At 61.7% G+C, this 15,805-nt stretch carries 13 protein-coding genes; 6 read left to right on the top strand and 7 right to left on the bottom strand.

Going from position 1 to position 15,805, the window contains the following annotated elements:
* Positions 1-319: 319 nt before the first annotated feature.
* From VGR99_RS39310 to VGR99_RS39300, 3 genes are all read right to left on the bottom strand, one after another.
* On the bottom strand, positions 320-2,041 hold the full coding sequence (locus tag VGR99_RS39310) for a hypothetical protein (RefSeq protein ID WP_326905321.1): 1,722 nt from the start codon (positions 2,039-2,041) through the stop codon (positions 320-322).
* Positions 2,038-5,583 (bottom strand): AAA domain-containing protein, encoded by a 3,546-nt coding sequence (locus VGR99_RS39305; RefSeq protein ID WP_326905320.1) that lies wholly within the window; start codon positions 5,581-5,583, stop codon positions 2,038-2,040. The genes VGR99_RS39310 and VGR99_RS39305 overlap by 4 nt, the downstream gene beginning before the upstream one ends.
* 577 nt (positions 5,584-6,160) lie before the next feature.
* Positions 6,161-6,802, bottom strand: a complete 642-nt coding sequence (locus tag VGR99_RS39300; protein ID WP_326905319.1) for a DUF1353 domain-containing protein — start codon at positions 6,800-6,802, stop codon at positions 6,161-6,163.
* Between the two features lie 128 nt (positions 6,803-6,930).
* On the opposite strand from VGR99_RS39300, the gene VGR99_RS39295 reads away from it, so the two are divergent.
* Together VGR99_RS39295 and VGR99_RS39290 are read left to right on the top strand one after the other, a co-directional pair.
* A complete protein-coding gene (locus tag VGR99_RS39295; RefSeq protein ID WP_326905318.1) occupies positions 6,931-8,145 on the top strand; it encodes a matrixin family metalloprotease in 1,215 nt (404 codons plus the stop codon).
* Positions 8,146-8,363: 218 nt separating this feature from the next.
* On the top strand, positions 8,364-9,251 hold the full coding sequence (locus VGR99_RS39290) for a hypothetical protein (protein WP_326905317.1): 888 nt from the start codon (positions 8,364-8,366) through the stop codon (positions 9,249-9,251).
* 45 nt (positions 9,252-9,296) lie between these two features.
* Here the strand turns inward: VGR99_RS39290 and VGR99_RS39285 are convergent, their stop codons facing one another.
* The 4 genes from VGR99_RS39285 to VGR99_RS39270 are packed head-to-tail and all read right to left on the bottom strand — an operon-like array spanning position 9,297 to position 13,269.
* On the bottom strand, positions 9,297-10,826 hold the full coding sequence (locus VGR99_RS39285) for an SAVED domain-containing protein (protein WP_326905316.1): 1,530 nt from the start codon (positions 10,824-10,826) through the stop codon (positions 9,297-9,299).
* A gap of 7 nt (positions 10,827-10,833) precedes the next feature.
* Positions 10,834-11,781 (bottom strand): AAA family ATPase, encoded by a 948-nt coding sequence (locus VGR99_RS39280; RefSeq protein ID WP_326905315.1) that lies wholly within the window; start codon positions 11,779-11,781, stop codon positions 10,834-10,836.
* Entirely contained in the window at positions 11,781-12,296 is a 516-nt protein-coding gene (locus VGR99_RS39275; RefSeq protein ID WP_326905314.1) for a hypothetical protein, read from the bottom strand. The genes VGR99_RS39280 and VGR99_RS39275 overlap by 1 nt, the downstream gene beginning before the upstream one ends.
* 7 nt (positions 12,297-12,303) lie before the next feature.
* On the bottom strand, positions 12,304-13,269 hold the full coding sequence (locus VGR99_RS39270) for a CBASS oligonucleotide cyclase (RefSeq protein ID WP_326905313.1): 966 nt from the start codon (positions 13,267-13,269) through the stop codon (positions 12,304-12,306).
* 155 nt (positions 13,270-13,424) lie between these two features.
* Between VGR99_RS39270 and VGR99_RS39265 the strand changes: the two genes are divergently transcribed.
* Genes VGR99_RS39265 through VGR99_RS39250 form a run of 4 tightly spaced genes read left to right on the top strand, consistent with a single transcriptional unit; the run spans position 13,425 to position 15,695 of the window.
* Complete coding sequence (locus VGR99_RS39265; RefSeq protein ID WP_326905312.1) at positions 13,425-13,637, top strand: transcriptional regulator; 213 nt, start codon at positions 13,425-13,427, stop codon at positions 13,635-13,637.
* On the top strand, positions 13,634-14,263 hold the full coding sequence (locus tag VGR99_RS39260; protein WP_326905311.1) for a GNAT family N-acetyltransferase: 630 nt from the start codon (positions 13,634-13,636) through the stop codon (positions 14,261-14,263). Before VGR99_RS39265 ends, VGR99_RS39260 begins: the two co-directional genes overlap by 4 nt.
* Entirely contained in the window at positions 14,260-14,763 is a 504-nt protein-coding gene (locus VGR99_RS39255) for a helix-turn-helix transcriptional regulator (RefSeq protein ID WP_326905310.1), read from the top strand. The genes VGR99_RS39260 and VGR99_RS39255 overlap by 4 nt, the downstream gene beginning before the upstream one ends.
* Positions 14,760-15,695 carry a DUF955 domain-containing protein gene (locus tag VGR99_RS39250; protein WP_326905309.1) on the top strand — a complete coding sequence of 312 codons (936 nt, stop codon included), beginning with the start codon at positions 14,760-14,762 and terminating at the stop codon, positions 15,693-15,695. The genes VGR99_RS39255 and VGR99_RS39250 overlap by 4 nt, the downstream gene beginning before the upstream one ends.
* Positions 15,696-15,805: the final 110 nt, after the last annotated feature.

The following is a 15,805-nucleotide window of genomic DNA, read 5'->3' as shown; positions in this document are numbered from 1 at the left end:
ATGATATCGATGTTCGCGCGGACCTGGGCGCTAACCACGTCACCGAAGCGACGGAGAAGCAAACGCGTAGTTGCTCACGATCTACTGCGTCGCCAATTTCTGTCACATCGCAAACGAGATCGCAGCCGGCGCGGCATAGCTGAACAGAGAACGGTTTGGAGGCCCACCACGAACGAGGAGCCGGCGGCAAAGGTCATCCTAGGTCCTTTGTCGACATCGCGTAACGAAAAACAACGAAGAGTAGGCGGAGCGCGTCAGTGCCTGGCCGTCAGTCTCGGAGGGCTGGCCCGGAGTTGCCCGGAAGGCCAGTGCGCGACGGCTATTTGTTCAATTGCATCTGGAACGACATGATGAGCTGATCGGCGACGCGCGGCGCATTGATGAAAAGTCCCAACTCCCGTAGGGGCGTGTTGTCGGATGGATCCGCCGACAGCCAATTCTGGCTTGTGATTGCGAGCGCGTCGTCGTCCCAAGCCAGCAGCTTGGCGTGCAGTCGCGGAATGTACACGGGATGCAACTTCACGCCGCTGGGCCCCAGGTCCATCGTTAGTTCTCCTGCCGCCTTCGCCGACAGGGTTTCGGTGCCCTTTCCGAAGTACAGATCGGCGGAAACATCGTTGGCGCGCGCCGCCGCGAGTGCCGGCAGGATGATCATCGGCCGCCCCGCGACGCCGATCCGGTGGCTCGTGACGAACAGCCTCCGCGTCGCCTTGACGCTGGCCTCTAGGGCGAGCGCCGCATGGTCGGAGGCCAGCAGAATTCTCATTGGCACCCTGCGTTCGGACGTTCGCGGCGTCATCTCGATCCGCCGGCCGAGGATGGTGATGTCCGTGGCGAGCTCGTTCCAGATCGTTTCCCGCCCCATCGACATGGTCGCCAGGTGGCGAACAATCCTGCCGCAGAACCCCGGATCTCTGACCTTAACCGAAACTTCGAAGCTTTCGAAAGGCGATCCGAGCCAGTTGCAGGAGCCAATGGCCGCAAACCATCCGCCCCGCCCGTCGTCGCTCGCCACGATCTTGGAATGTGATTCGGTGCTGAACATGTGGACGATGATCGAGTCCGATCTGCCTTTATCGCTGATTGCCGCTTTGAGCTTTTCGGCGTGCGCGCGCGATGTAGCCTGCCTCTTCCGATCTTCGTCCTGCCCCCAGAAGATGTCGATTCGCGCTCCATTTCCCGCGGCGTAAAAGAAGTCGGGCAAGAAGTTAGTGGCGTGTTCGTTCAGGAACGTCGAATGTATGATCACCCGCTCCCGCGCGTTCCTAATGGTTTTCGACAGGAAGTCGCGGTGCGCGGCGCCATCGACGATCAGATCGGTCTGCCTGAAAACGCCCTCGGTAAGCCCGGCGGCGCTCTCGACCGCGGCGGATGCGACGCTCGCAGGCGGCCGGACCCCGCCCGCGCCGCCGTTTCGCGAAGCGCCACGTATGCGCTCCAGGAGAATTTGGGGTGCCCGGGACGGCAGACCGTCAATCTTTTGCGAATCCCTTACGCTCACTACCGCGAAACGCCGGACCAGTCTATCGGGCGACGAGTGCACGCCGACAATGACCTCGTCGTCGCCCTCCAATGCGGCAAACACATCGCCCATGTCCCCCGTAGCTTGTAGATCCGACGCGCCGAGTCGTATCGCCTCCGGAGCAAGGTCGTTCTGATGGACGATCCGTAGTTCGCGTCCACGGAAAACCGTACCCGTCACCTGATCGACGTTGAAGGCGAGCCAGCGATGCTGAACAAGCGGGAACGTCGGGAGATCGTCCAACTTTGCTTGGACGCGACCGAGGGCCGTCGCCTGAAACTCGGTGCCCTGACGAGTGGTCATCATCTCGACCCAGCCAGCGCGCATCAAACGCACGAAGGCTTCGACGATTACGCGTCTCGGAAGGCACGAGGTTTTTTCAAGCGCTTCGGCAGATGCCGGCTGCTCGTTTACAGCCTGTAGAAGCAGATGCTCGACGATGCTCCAGCGGCGCCCCTTTTCGATCTTGAAACGCCTCTTGCCGCGGAGAACAGGAAACGCCACCTGGACGACGCTCATTGTTTTCCCCCGGTCTTGCCGCATTTGATAACGGCCGCGTCACCAGCGTCCTTTGCCTCGCCGAGCGATTTCAGGAAAAGCTTCAGAAATCCCACGTTAATTTTGGGTTGCGTCTCGGCGAACTCGACCACGTGCCCGTAGAAATCGAGGCAACCTACTACGATCATCATCCATTTCGCACGACTGAGCAGCACGTTCATGCGACGATCGTCCTGTAGGAAGCCGAGCGCCTTCATCGGGCTTGAGTGATGATTGTTGCGGACCAGAGAAACCATGACGACGTCTGCCTCATCCCCTTGGAAAGAATCGACTGTCCCGCAATATTCACTGTCCGGAAACGGCGCATCGAATTGCTCAAGATTCTTCAGCGATCCGTCGGCACGGGCCATCTTGTTTCTGATCAGCTTTACCTGTTCGCGATAGGGCGACAGGATTGCCAAGGTAGGCCGTCTTCCGGATTCATTAACCTGCCCTACGACCTGGAGCTTTGACAATGCGGTGATGAGCGCGTCGACCTCTTTCGGATTGTTCCACGGTGGTCGTCGATCTTCACAACCGCATCTTGGTTCATCGCGGACGTACGGCAGGTCGATGAAGGTGATCGGCTTGAATTCCTCGGTGGCCGACCATCTTCCCACGATAGGTTTTTTAGATCGATAAAGCGCTGCCTTTTTCGGGTTGTCCGTCAACTCGCGGCCATAGAAACAATCCGACACGATCTTTGCAATCGCCGGGTGCATCCTGCGCTGCTCCGTGAGTCGCCGCGCGATAGGCATGCCCTTCTTCGCATTCTTTTGGCGCTCGAATTCCTTCTCGACGAACGTTTCGAACATCGTCAACAACCGAAGCGCGTCCGCACACAGGGCGCCGAAGTCGGTGTTGGTGTCCACTTCCTCGAACAAGTCTTCGATAGCCTCGTCCCTGAGATGTCGCGAGATCGACTCCTCGATCAGGTTCAAGGCTTCCTTGACGTCCTTCACTTCGCTCAGCAGAGGAATGATCTTGTCCACCCCATAAGGAGGCAGCTGTTTGTGATCTCCGATCATCAGACGCCGATTCGACAGCAACAACGGCGATACGAGCTCTCCGCCCGTCGCCTTTCCGGCCTCCTCTATGATGCTCCAATCGAACAGCGAGCCCTCGTCAATCAGACGCTCGACGGCCGACGAGTTGGTCGTAGCGAACACCAGATTGGCCGCTCGCAGAATCATCGCATGGAATGCGCGCGTTTCGGCACTCGTGCGGGAGTTCTGCGGTGTCGTCTTTCCATCCGGGGCCACGGTCTTCGTCAATCGATCCAGACGCGTTTTCAAGGCCACCGGGGCCTTGGCCGCCAGTGGGCTCGATGCCAGCGCCTTCAGAAGCTTTTCCGCCTGCTCGTCCAGTCCGAGGCCGTCGTCCTGAGCGTCGTCGTCGGCGGCTCGTGCGCGGATCATCAAGGGTTCATTCGCGAAGACTCCCCGCACTTCGTCCATCAGATGGTCGATGGCCGAATTGCTTTGCGCGGACAGGAGCATGCGCGATGTGGAATCTTCTTCGAACCGGCGCCGGACAACGTCGCCCACTACGTATGTTTTGCCGACGCCAGGGGGCCCCTGAAGAAGGAAGATCGGAACCGTGGCGAAAATCTCTCGAAGTGCGCGCTGCTTGGATTGATCCATTTCTTGGAACTGGTCGTCCCCGTCGTCGAGATGATCTTGGCTTTCCTGCAACCGCAGCCTCCGGTCCACGATCATCCCTAGAAGTTCGGAATGGTCCCTTAGGGCTTTGAGAGCCTTCATCCGGCGCTTGAATTGCGAGGTGCGACCGGTCATTCCGGCCGGCGTCAAGTAAGCAGGGCCGCTAACCTGCTGCGGCGCGGAGCCTTCGAACCAGAACGTCTCCTGTCCGTTCTCCGAGGTGATGCGATCAAACCGCCACTCTGTCTCGTTTACGCGCTCGCCGAGAGCGCCACTGTCCGATAACGACCAGGAACCCGCCTCGCTCAGCCCTTCCGCATCGAGAAGCTCCTTGAGCCTGACCGCGGGCTGCCGAAGCCCTAGAATCTCGGAAAGCTCACCACGGCTTTTGTCGGCTCGCATTCTCACGGCCAAGAGGTAACCGTCCCCAGCGTAGACGGGACGCGGCGGCTCCGCCTCTACGGCGAATACGTCGGCCACGGCGTAGGCCATCTCGAGCACCAACAGCAATGCCAGAGCTTGATGGACCTGATCACGCGACGTGCGCTTCGCGACCGCCGGCATCGCCTTCCGGATCAGATCGTTCCAATGCGACACTCGTCCGCGCCTTCGCGCGAAGATCTTCGACGCTTCGTTCGATATCTGTGCGTCGAGCGTGGCTGCATCGAGCCGGACGCTCCCTTTGATGTATCCTCCCGGCGGCCGACTGCGGTCCGCCCGTTCGCACCACGCGAACTCCCATGTGGCCTCATCAGTGCTCCCCGCTGCGCGGAACGGCTCCAGGCGGTAGGTTAGCTCTCTGCCCAGCAGCGCATATTTGACGGAAGAAGCCTCGGATTCCTGGATTGACGCGAAGTATGGTTCCTCGGCAATGTCGTTGATCACGAAACGCATCTGCTCTTCGGAATCGTTCGCCTCGATGTCCGGCGACTTGGACCGTATCGCCTCGGCGATCGGAGAACCGCGTCCGAGACGGATGGCCAGGCAGTGCTTCGATTCCTTTTCCGCCGCTTCGGATGAAACCGAAGACACGATCTCGTCGATGCGACGGCGCAGATGATCCGGGTCTATCCGCTCAGACGATTGGAGCCCCAGCATCGTGCGCAACAACGTTGCCTCGGCTGCCAAGAAGTTCTCCGCAACATCCGACGGAGCGAAAGTCAGGTCCAGCACGCGGGATTCGGTGATGCCGAACAGACGGGTGAACAGCAGTCCGAGCTTTTGCCAGTCTCTGGCGAACGACGCGTAGCCGTTGTTGTCGGGGGGCAGCCGGAGTCTCGAGGGGGTTGATTCCTTCATCGAGCTGATGCGTATCGACCATTCGAAGCCGGTCAGCCTGAAGTCGGGCTCATCGTCAAGCGCCGTGACGACCGACCACCCGTCGATATTTCGATGCACAGTTCCTTGCGAATGCAGTAGCTCCAACGCGGTCACCAACCGTCGCGCGTTCATCCAATTTCGCCGCCGATTTCGCGCGGATCGCGGCTGGTTGAGCACGGGATGCCGATTTTTCGTCTGAAGAAACGTCTCCAGAGGGCCACCTCTGCCGGGGTCGAGAATCAGATAGAATCCTTCACCGTCCCTTCCGCTGCTCACCATCGGAATCAGCAAGTCTTCGCCACTCGGCAGCGCGGCCAGCCGTTGAAGCTGGCGTATTTCGCTCCTCCAGATTTCCAACAGGTCGGCATCGGAATCCGGGTGTTCCAAGGGCCAGAACTTCACGAGGACGTCGCGCCCTTCCGGATCGCGGGCGCGAAAGATCCCCGGCCGGCCGTTCTTCTTGTCGGGCCGCACGAGATAATTCCCGTCGTCGGTGAAGCTTGAGAGGAAGCCCGCTTTCTTCGAACTACGTCTGGAGGCCATGAATTACCTCGGAGGGGTTCTGTTCGGACGAAATCACCAGTTCGCAGGAGCCGTTCGTTGATGAATGATCTCCTGCGCGAATGCATAAAGTTGGAGTGAGTGTCGACCCTAGCGATGACGAGCATCGTGGGACCTGCTCGATCGAGATACGTTCGGCAGGTTCGGCGCATCGGAACGGATCGCTTTGGCGCGCGCGGTGCCCCCCTGATTCTCAGCCAAGAATCAGCAGAAGTGCAGGAGACTGCACGTGGAGGCGGCGGATTTCCACGTTCAAGAATCCGACCGCGCCTCTCATTGTCGGCTACAGACCGCAACCTCGCCTTGAGCGGAGCATTTGAAAGGCGCCGGGGTCGACTTCTGATCCGACGCGTCGATCGTGAAGCTCTGGAGACGCCCTCGTCCGCCCAAGGCGCGCGATAGCTTCGTCGCCTTCGCTTCCGATTTCAGACCGACGCAGCTACAGTCGCAACACCCGTACGAGCAGCAGGTGGCCTCACTGGCCGTCGCGCCGAGCAACAGGAAAGTGGCTGCGACGAGCACAGCATCTCCGAAACGCCTCATTTGTTTCTCCCTTGCGTCAGCGGATAAAAACCGGCTTCCCGATTTCCTGGGTCTTAATCTGCTCGTTGAAGGAGGCGTCGGACTCCTTGCGCGCCTCGTCGAGCGAGAGCTCTCCGCTCTCGATCCGAGCCTTCAAGGAATCGAATTCCTTCTGGTCGAACGGCGGGGTGAAGGAGTCGACGTGATAGGGCACCGTCAGGCAGTTGGGACACACGGGCCTGTAGTCGAAGTCCCAACGCGGGCCGAACCTGTAGACGGCAACGTACATGATCTTGGCCTGGATTTCGTCCACGCCGTTCGCCAACATCGCCGTGTAGAACGTCCAATGGACGGTTGCCCAAGGCACTTTCTTGGTGTCGCACAGGTAGTCGTGGATGACCGAGGCCTCGCGGTACTTGCCGGTCCAGGGACTGCCGATGATGGACCAGAGCGGCCATGGGATCGAAGCACCGTCGACTTTCCAGCCAGCCGGCGTCTCGAATTTCCTCCTGTCCGGATCGATGTAGGCGAAGGGCGCGAGCAGGATCGCGGTGCGGCCGTCATTGTTCATCCGCAGGTCCAGCGTCCCCACGAAAGAGCCGAACTTGGCTCTTGGGTCGTCGGCTTGGGCGCTCCCTGCCATGAAAATAATGCCGGCAAGTATCAATAAAATTCGCACGGCCGCTCTCTGAAAGGTAGTATTCACGATCAAATGCAATCTATTCTACGACCGAACTACGGTAGGCCGTCAAGGCTTATGTTGAACAATCGAGGGATGCGGTGCGGGACTCGTGTCTAGCGACGGCCTTGTCGCTGCTCGCCTTCGTCGTTACGGCTTCAATCGGCCGCGCGGACGTCCTGCGCGGCAGCAGCGGCGCGGCTTACGTCAGCATCCTCGCTATGGACAGGATCGCCATCCGTTATTTCGAAGGCTGTAGCGGAGCGGAGGAACGGTCAATACCCTGGAGCGAAGTCGAGAGCGTGACCTTCGAGCCTTCCTGCGGGTCGGCCATCGCCGAGGCCACGCTGGCAGCTCCGGATTGTCCGGACGGATCGCTGGACGTGTTCGTCGTCGATCTCGGCGGACAGGCGACGCCCGTCGTCGCCGAGAGCGTGGCGATAACCGCCGACCGCACCGTCCATCTCGACACATTCCACCCTTGGGAGCAGGCTCATGGACCGGTCTCCACGGTCAGAAGCATCGCGAGACGAAAGATCTGTCGAAACCGGATTCCGGAGAGCTACGAGTTGCCGAGCTCCTTCTGCCACGAAGGTCGGCAGGTCGCCGTCGCGTTCGACTATAGGGCACCGCTGAGCAACAAGATCCTGACGAATGGCTTCTCGTTCATTTTGCAACCCGTTGGGCCAATTCCCGACGGCTTCGATGTCGACGCTTTCGGGGCAGAGGTACGCAACGCCTTCCAATCCGGCATTTCATTGTGGATGTCTTCGGTGAAGGACATGGAAGCGCGGCTGAGTCCGGACCTTCGCAAGTTCCTGGACGGAAGGACCAGCCGCAGCCCCAACGGCTACCAGCTATTCATTCCGCCACAGGTCATCCGCCTCGCCTGTCCGCAGAGCGCCACGTTCGTCGTCGAGCTCGGCTTCGACGATCTGGAGCTCTTTCCAAAATTCCCGCTCGTGCTGGCCAGAGCCAAGATCGAAGGTCGGACAATCGCGCTCAACATGCGGGCGTTCAAATGCTTTAGGTCGCAACTGAAGTTCGGTCCTGACAAGCGGCTCAGCTTCGAGCTCGACGATGGCTGCATCAATCTCGTCCCGATCATGGCTCACGAACTGGGGCACGCGTTCGGGCTCAACCATGTCGACAACGAGACGACGCACGCGTTGATGGACAGCCAGTTCTCCCGCGACGCGCTGGTGCCTACCGAGCGCGACACTCTCGCGCTTGCTACGATCCTCGAGGAATCGATCGTCGGCGCGGCGCCTGGAGTTCTGAAGTTCGTGTCCAGCTCGGGCGTGAGACCGCCCGCCGATTGGAAGGATAGCCCACCGAACTGACGTTTCCGACTAGCGAGACGGCAAGACTACCCAAAGTCGGATTTAGGTTCGTCGTCTTTCCGCGCCGGGATCGAGTAATCGAGCGCGACCAACCGGTTTTCGAGCCATCCCCAGTCGGATGCCCTTGGTTGGAAGGGACACAAGCGGCCGCGAATCGTGCATCATCCGCGGTTGGACCGGCGCGGGATGTCCGGCGTCGGCCTCTGGGGGCCGAGGTTATGACCGGTGAAGTGTGCTCTGGCCCGGACGGGATGGTCGAGCGTATCAGTAAAATTGCGGTCGAGGGACTTTGTCATCCAGACGCCGGCAGCCTGCTGCACGCCTATATCGCCTGCCTCTCCATACCGGACCTCTGCCTGGCGATCACAAAAACACTCGCCGCTCCCTCGAAGCTCCGCCTGGCGCTGCGGCGCAGGCTGCTGCGTCTGCTGGGTGACGGCAACCTCCAACACCACGATCGCCAGCACTTGCACGACTTGATCGAGCGAAGCCGGGCGGCCGGCCAAGACAACCCGGCCGTGCGGCCCGTCGTCGAGGCGCTTCTTTCGGCAGCTTTCGAATTCCTTCCGCCACCCCAGCAGCAATCGATCATCGAGGCCTGGATCGATCGTGGTACACGCGGGGCCGCAGCGCGCTGGCTGAAGGCCGTGACGCAGGTCCCCGCCTTGTTCGACGAAAAGGTGGTCATGGCCTACTTTAGGTCTACCGACGACGAACGGGCGGCGAAGCGGCTGGCGAGCCAAGCCAGCTCCGCCTTCCTAACGGAAATCCTCTCCGAACTCGCCGATCGCTGTGAGGAGGGCTGGATCGTCAGTCGGGCAGCGATGCGCGCGGATGCCGTCGCCGAAGCCGTCTGGCCGATCATACGCTCCAAACACCCGGCGACCTATCTCTATCTTTGTGCGCGGCTCCGCCGCCGCATCTCTGAGGCGGACGCGCTGGAGCTCGTCATGACCTGCCCGAATTCCATCATGAACCAGACGAGAGGTCTAGCGATCTGGGCCGTCGGCCAGATGGGAATGATCCGCGTGCTCGACGAAGTCGTCGCAAGGGGCGAGGAGCTTCATCGACGTGACGTCGAGGAATTTCAGCGCTTCCCTGGTTGACCCGCTGCAATCGTCCCTTCTGTTCTGTTTCGTCGCAGACTCGTCTCAAGCGCGCGCCTTGTCCAGGGGCAACGTTAATGCGGCAGTGTAGGATCGACCGCGACCTCCGTCGAAATCGAACTCGTAGAGTCGGATCTTACCGAGCGCGCTCTGACGCTGGCCGAGAAAGAAGGTGAAGGCGTTCGGCGCCGCGACGAACAGATGCGTGAGGTCGCCCCCGTCCGTCTTGGTGGTGCGGATCGCGTCGGTCGCCACGTCGGCGAGCTCGAAAGCATGACGGCCACACGTGACCGATTGCGCGCCCGAACCGCAACCCGGCTTCAGGATCAGGATTTTCCCGACGTCCGGAAGAGCCGCTTCGCAATATTTGCGCACGTCCGCCGATACGTCGTGCGTCAGGCCGATCGCGACCGCGAGCTCCGTCCGATCGGATCGAAGCTCGACGGTCTCGGCCACGAGGACGGGCCAAGTCGGATCGGAGATCACGTCGTCGGCGGACCAGAGCCGCCGGCCCGTGCTTCGCTGTTCGAGCTCCACTTGGCGCCCGGACTTGATGTTGACGACGGAGCCAGCCGCGAAGGCGAGCGTGACGTGGGCGTCGAGCGCAAGCCGTAACCGCGGCTGATCTTTTGCGGCCGCGAGGAGAAAGCCCCGCAGCGCGGGATAGAGCTTGGATTCCCAATCCGCGTCGCTGCGGATGTAGCGTTCGTCGAAGGACGGGATCAGGTCGAGGACCGCGTGACACCGCTCCTCTAGCCGATCGAAGGCGTGTTCGAAGGACTTCACGCCGTAGACCCTAGGCCCGCCCTGGGCTGCCCCGAGCAGATCCTCCCGCGCGCATACGGCGCGGAAACCGGCGCGATCGAACTCGAGGCGTCCCTGCGCCATCCATTGGAAGACGACGTCGTCGTAGGGAAAGGCATTCCGATTGGCCGGAATGCGGCACAGGCCGACGTAGGCGAAGAGCAGGTCGAGCTGATCGCGAAGCCCGTCGAGTGTATCGGTCGCCTCGCCGAAGGCGAGCGTGCGCGCCAGCAGCCGGAGTTCGGCCTCGTCGATCCCGAGGTGCTCCCGCCAGGCCTTGCGGACGGCGCCCGCTTTGCTGTTGTCGGTCACGGAACCATAGAGCCGTTCGAGCCGCATCGCGCCGGAGCGGGTGCCGACCATCTCGCGCAGCGGATCGTTGCGGTCGAGGCGCCAGTTCGTCACCAGCTTGAACCGCACGCCGTTGCCTTGCGGTGCATGAGCGACTTGGGCCTCGCGCGCCCGCTGCAGCAGCGAGCGGGCATTGGCGTTGATGAACTTCGGATCGACGAGATGAGAATAGCCGTAGCTGTCGGGCGTGACATGCCATTTGCACTGCATGTGCTCGCGCCGCAGCGGATCGCCGTACTGATCGACCGCGCTGCGCGCCGGATCGTATTCGACCCAGATGTCGTCGAAGCTCTTCGGACCGGTCTCGAAGCCCACGCGGACGACGGGGCTTTCGGGATCGAGCAGACGAGCCGCGTGATACCAGAACAGGCGCGCCTGGAAGGTGTCTCCGTCCCGCCGGACCGTTACCGCCTGGGTCATGGCATCCTCACCTAGGCATCTCATCATCCCGGAAGGGAGGCGTGGGAATCATCGACTTGGCGATCTCGACTGCGCGCGCGCCGTCTACCGCCCGGGTCGGATAGGCGTCGAGGACGATGGTCGGCAGCAGCCGCTGCGTCAGGTCCGAGAAGGTGAAGCCGTGCTCGCGGCCGCCGCGCTGGGGCCCCGTCGCCGAGACTAGTGCATCGATGTGATGGCGACCGAAGCCGATGGGCTCGAGCCGGCTGGACAACACGAAGCGTCGCTGTTCGTCCCCGGGGCGCGCGAAAGTAAGCACGTCCGCTGCGCGGCGTCGCACGGCCGGATCGAGCGCGTTGAGGCGGTTGGTGCACATCAGGACGGCCGCCGGCAGTTTCGCGTTGGCTATCCGGTCGATGCCGCGGATGAAGGCGTTCACGCCCGCGCGGTCCTCGTGATGCATCTGCGCCGCCTCGCGCGATTGCGCCAAGGCGTCCGCCTCGTCGACCAGAAGAATCACGGCCCCGCGCGCGCGTCCCGACGCAGACTTGAGTTTGGTCGCCTCCGCCACAGTGTAGTCGAACGCCGCCGACAGCAGTTGCGTCATCTCGCCGACGCGCCCCTGACCGCGCGTCGACAGACTGAGCGGGAAGACCGTGATGTCGATCTTCTCCTGTCGCGCGACCGCGTCGCCGATCGTCTCGGCGAGCTCGGTCTTTCCAGAGCCGACGTCGCCGGCGAGGACCACCAACGGAGGCCGCCGCAGCACCGTATCCACCAAGGCTTGGGCGCCCGGGTGGTGCTTCTTCGCCCAGTCGGCGAGGCCGCCTGGATTGATGAGCAGGCCGAGGATCTTGGCGAGGCGGTTCTTCTGCTCGTCGAGACCGACGAGCCGGGCGAGCCGCGCCTGCGGATCGATGTCGGGATAGGTTATGCGGCGCTCGAAGAGCTCGTCGAGGGTCGGCTTGGTGTTCATCAGAAGCTCCTGACGGTGGCCCGGTCGAGGGCCCTGCCCCCGGACGAATAGGTGCGATCTTTGGATAGGTAACCCGAGACCCCCGGCTCGGCGGCGCCGTTGCGCGTGAACGGCAAGGTGGCCTTGAAGGTGTCGCGCTCGGCCTGGCTGAGTCGGTTCCACGCCGGCGTGTAGGACATGTAGCTGTAGAAGGAAGCGCCGCTGATGTCGGCGCCTGGACGGATTCTGCCGGGGTCGTCATCATTGGCCGACGCGCCGGCGAGGTCGCGGGCGGTGTAGCGCAGGGTCGGCTCGATCCACTTGCCGTCCCTCTTGAAGCCGTAGGTGACGGTGTCGAGATAGCCCGCGCGGAGCATCTCGGTCGCCTCGGTCTCGTAGTCGACTATGCTCTCGTCGGACGGCATGCCATAGAACCGCTGCATGCGCTTCAGGTCGGTCGCGACCTTGGCAGCCATGTGGCGGGCGTTCGTGACCGTGAACGCCCTGCTTTCGGTGTAGCTGTAGCTGTCGGACATGGTGACCTCACGCCTGGAAGGAGGAGCCGAAGACCTTCTGCCAGTAGGCAACGGTCAGTTGCTTGTTGGGAGCGGCCAGCGCCGCGTCGATCGCGTCGCCGGCGTCGAGCGCGGCGTCGACGATCGCCTCGGCGTTCGCTTTCGTATAGAGCCGCGCGACGTTGTTGACGGCGTTCACCGGGTCGATGATCTGCACCGCGTCGGTGAAGGCGCCGACCGACGACGCCGGATAGTAGTCGCCGAACACGATCTTCGACCGCATTCCGCTGCGCGCGACGTAGGTGAAGAAGTGCTGGAGCGCCTCCGGGTAGTCCGAGAAATCCAGCCCGTCGTCGCACAGCTTGGCGAGGATCATCTCGATCATGAACGACTTGAAGCGAAAGCCATCCCGCTCCTGCTTCATGCGCCGCGCCCAGTACTTCACCAGCCGGACGACCTGCGCGAAGTTCTTCTCCTGCGCGCGCTTGCGCTTGGCGGCGAACTCCAGATGCAGCGGAATGCTCGTCTTGAGGAACGAGCCGTCGTCCTGGCTGACGAGATTGCCGTACCACTTGGGGTCGCCGTCGTAGAGGATCGGGACGACGTCGACGTCGAGCCCGGTGCCGCGGAAAGAGACGGTGACAGAATAGGTCTGCGGCTTGACCTGGTCGGGGTTGAAGTTGGGGAAGGCCTTGCGTAGCCGCTCGGCCAGATAGTCGAGCAGCGCCCGCACATCCTTCGGCGCATCGGCGCCGCCGATGTAGCAGGCGACATCGATGTCGTTGAGGGAGCGAAGTGCCGTACCTTTCGCCAGGCTCCCCGAGAGCAACATCTTCTTCAGCGTGAAGTCCGGATGCTCCGACAGATACCCTTCTAGCTTCTCGCGAAGCCGCCGGGCCTGCGCCCGATACTCATCCGCCGTGTCCTTGGGCAGGTTCACCTTATCCTGCGCAAAGGCGGCGATCTCGTCATGGCCGACGTGCTGCCGTCCCATATCCTGCTCCTGTTGGCCGGCCGCCCCGGGGGCGACGGCGTTGAGATCAGGATATAATAGCTAAATTTTAGCTATTCAAGATAGTAATAACAGCTATTTTATGTTGACAAATTACATTGCGCCTCTATATGTTGGCCACAACGACGGAGGATGAGATGACGGCGAAGCGAACCATGACGCTGAACCTCACCGACGCCGAGATGCGGGTTCTGGACGAACTGTCGACCCGGAAGGACATCACCAAGACTGCCGTGCTCCGGCAGGCCTTGCGCCTCTATCAGACGATCGATGCTCGGGTCGAAAAGGGCGAAAAGCTCTTGTTCGAGAACGACGCGACGAAGGAGAAGGCGGAGTTGATGCTTCTATGACTGTCGACGTTTCGAAAATCTATCTTCTCGATGTCGCGGCGGGTGCAAGCGTCGAAGCCGAGCTGCGCGATGCGATCGAGCAGTCGCAGCTCGACGACTGGCAAACGAAGTGGCGGCCAGCCCTACTGGCCGTACTTCAGGAGCTCGCGCGGAAAGGCGTCCCAATAGACCAATGGCCGCAAAGCTGGCACTGGGATTGGGCACAGAAGACGACCCGCGTGCAAGGGCTCTTGGCCTTCCGCGGGTTCAGCGTTGTCGCTCTCGGCGAGACGCAAGGCCTGGCTCAAGTCGATCTGACCAAGACCTGCCGGGAAGCAAACCAGCGCGGCAAGCCGCTCGTGTACCTCGACTACCTCGAGGTTGCGCCATGGAACCGGCCGGAGCTCGGTGCCGCTCCGCGCCTCCGCGGGGTTGGATCGGCCCTAATCACGGCGGCAATCGCGCTCAGCGAAGATGAAGGCTTCAAAGGGCGGATGGGACTTCATTCCCTGCCTCAAGCCGATGATTTCTATCGCAAGATCGGAATGACCGATCTGGGCCAGGATGCGGCGTACCAGAATTTAAGATACTTCGAGATGACCAGCGAGCAGGCTCGCGCGTTCTTCGGACAGGAGGGAGAACGATGAAAATTGAACGGAGTAAGGAATGGTGGATGGCCCGAGCACGTCGTGAAGGCGACGCCGCTGTCGGCGCCGGCTTGCTGGCGTTCGATCCGGCACCGGACGAGCGTCCGGCCACAATTGCGCAGACCGCTGCGGCTGAGGAAACCCGAATCGCTTTCGGCAAGTTCGTGAATCTGATGCGGCGCCGTCGCGGTCTCTCCATGGAGAGACTGGCCGAGGTCGCCGAGCTCGACGCGAGCGAGTTGCTCGTGATCGAGAACGAAGTCCATTATGTTCCGGAGCCGCGAACGATCTTCAAACTGGCGCAGACGTTTGAGGTATCTCAACGGCGCTTGATGCAGCTTGCCGGACTGGCCGCCGCGAACGACGCTGGATTGCGGCAGGAGGCCGTCCGATTCGCCGCCCGCTCCGAGGCCATGCATAAGCTGACGCCAGAAGAAAACTCGGCTCTCGAGGCGTTCGTCGCCGTCTTGAGCGAACAGGATCCCAAGCGAGCCAAGTGAAGAACGTCAGCCTCGGACATCGCACGATCGCCGATATCGACGGACAGGTCGACAAGGTCCTTCGGGGCCTTGGCAACCCGGAGCCGCCCATCGATCTGCGTGTCGTCCGGGACCTGCTAAAGCTCGACCGCGGCTACTACTCGACCACCGACGACGGCCTCTTGCGCGAGACTTTCTCGCGCCTAAAGGTCGCCGGCCTTCAAGTTCTGCTTCGTCCGACGATTCTGCGTGACGCGGTCCAGAGCCTCAGCCTAAAGGCACTATATCTACCCGACCAGAAGCGGATCCTGCTCGATCAGGATCTGCCCGTCCTCAAGCACCGATGGAACGAGGCCCACGAGATTGGCCACGACATAATCCCCTGGCACACCGGAATGATGTTGGGCGATACGGATCAGACACTCACGCCCACCTGTCACCAGATCATGGAAGCCGAAGCGAACTACGCCGCCGGCCAGATTCTTTTTCTCGCCGATCGCTTCGTGTCGGAAGCGATCTCCTCGAGCCCGAGCCTTACGTTCGTCAAAAGCCTGAGCAAGGGATTCGGTAACACGATGACTTCCACGCTCTGGCGCTTCGTCGAGCAAGGCCATGGTGGCCGACCGATCGTCGCTATGGTCACGGGCCATCCACATCCGGCGCGGCGCAAGACCGATTTCGATCCTGCTAACCCGTGCCGCTATTGCGTGGAATCTCCTCCGTTCCGCCAACGTTTTGGCTCGCTACCCGAGACCGATCTGTTCACGAAGATCGTCGGCTATTGCGGCGCTCAAAGAGGCGGCAGCCTCGGTCGAAGCGAGGTGCTCTTGGCAGACCTTAATGGTGACCGGCACGTCTTCGATTTCGAAACGTTCTTTAATCGCCACGAGGCTTTGACGCTCGGTCATTGGCTGCGCTTGCATAGCGCGCAGGTCCCCGTGCAGGCCCTCTGAAAACGGTTCGCGAGGAGAGAGCTAGCTTTGGTCCTGCGCTCGGCTCCAGGATCGTGAGCGGCGAGCCCTTTGCGTGAGTGCCTCCGGCGAGCGACACCGGATAGAACGTG

Origin of the sequence: Bradyrhizobium sp., assembly GCF_035935975.1 — a bacterium.
Taxonomy (GTDB): domain Bacteria; phylum Pseudomonadota; class Alphaproteobacteria; order Rhizobiales; family Xanthobacteraceae; genus Bradyrhizobium.
Note: the sequence above shows the minus strand (reverse complement) of the source record. Positions and strands in the feature narration are given on the sequence as shown.

Bases quoted from the DNA above. Each gene is read 5' to 3' on its own strand.
- VGR99_RS39285 (WP_326905316.1), bottom strand. From the start codon at position 10,826: ATGACCCAGGCGGTAACGGTCCGGCGGGACGGAGACACCTTCCAGGCG.
- VGR99_RS39305 (WP_326905320.1), bottom strand. From the start codon at position 5,583: ATGGCCTCCAGACGTAGTTCGAAGAAAGCGGGCTTCCTCTCAAGCTTC.
- VGR99_RS39255 (WP_326905310.1), top strand. From the start codon at position 14,260: ATGAAAATTGAACGGAGTAAGGAATGGTGGATGGCCCGAGCACGTCGT.
- VGR99_RS39280 (WP_326905315.1), bottom strand. From the start codon at position 11,781: ATGAACACCAAGCCGACCCTCGACGAGCTCTTCGAGCGCCGCATAACC.
- VGR99_RS39290 (WP_326905317.1), top strand. From the start codon at position 8,364: ATGACCGGTGAAGTGTGCTCTGGCCCGGACGGGATGGTCGAGCGTATC.
- VGR99_RS39275 (WP_326905314.1), bottom strand. From the start codon at position 12,296: ATGTCCGACAGCTACAGCTACACCGAAAGCAGGGCGTTCACGGTCACG.
- VGR99_RS39265 (WP_326905312.1), top strand. From the start codon at position 13,425: ATGACGGCGAAGCGAACCATGACGCTGAACCTCACCGACGCCGAGATG.
- VGR99_RS39310 (WP_326905321.1), bottom strand. From the start codon at position 2,041: ATGAGCGTCGTCCAGGTGGCGTTTCCTGTTCTCCGCGGCAAGAGGCGT.
- VGR99_RS39270 (WP_326905313.1), bottom strand. From the start codon at position 13,269: ATGGGACGGCAGCACGTCGGCCATGACGAGATCGCCGCCTTTGCGCAG.
- VGR99_RS39260 (WP_326905311.1), top strand. From the start codon at position 13,634: ATGACTGTCGACGTTTCGAAAATCTATCTTCTCGATGTCGCGGCGGGT.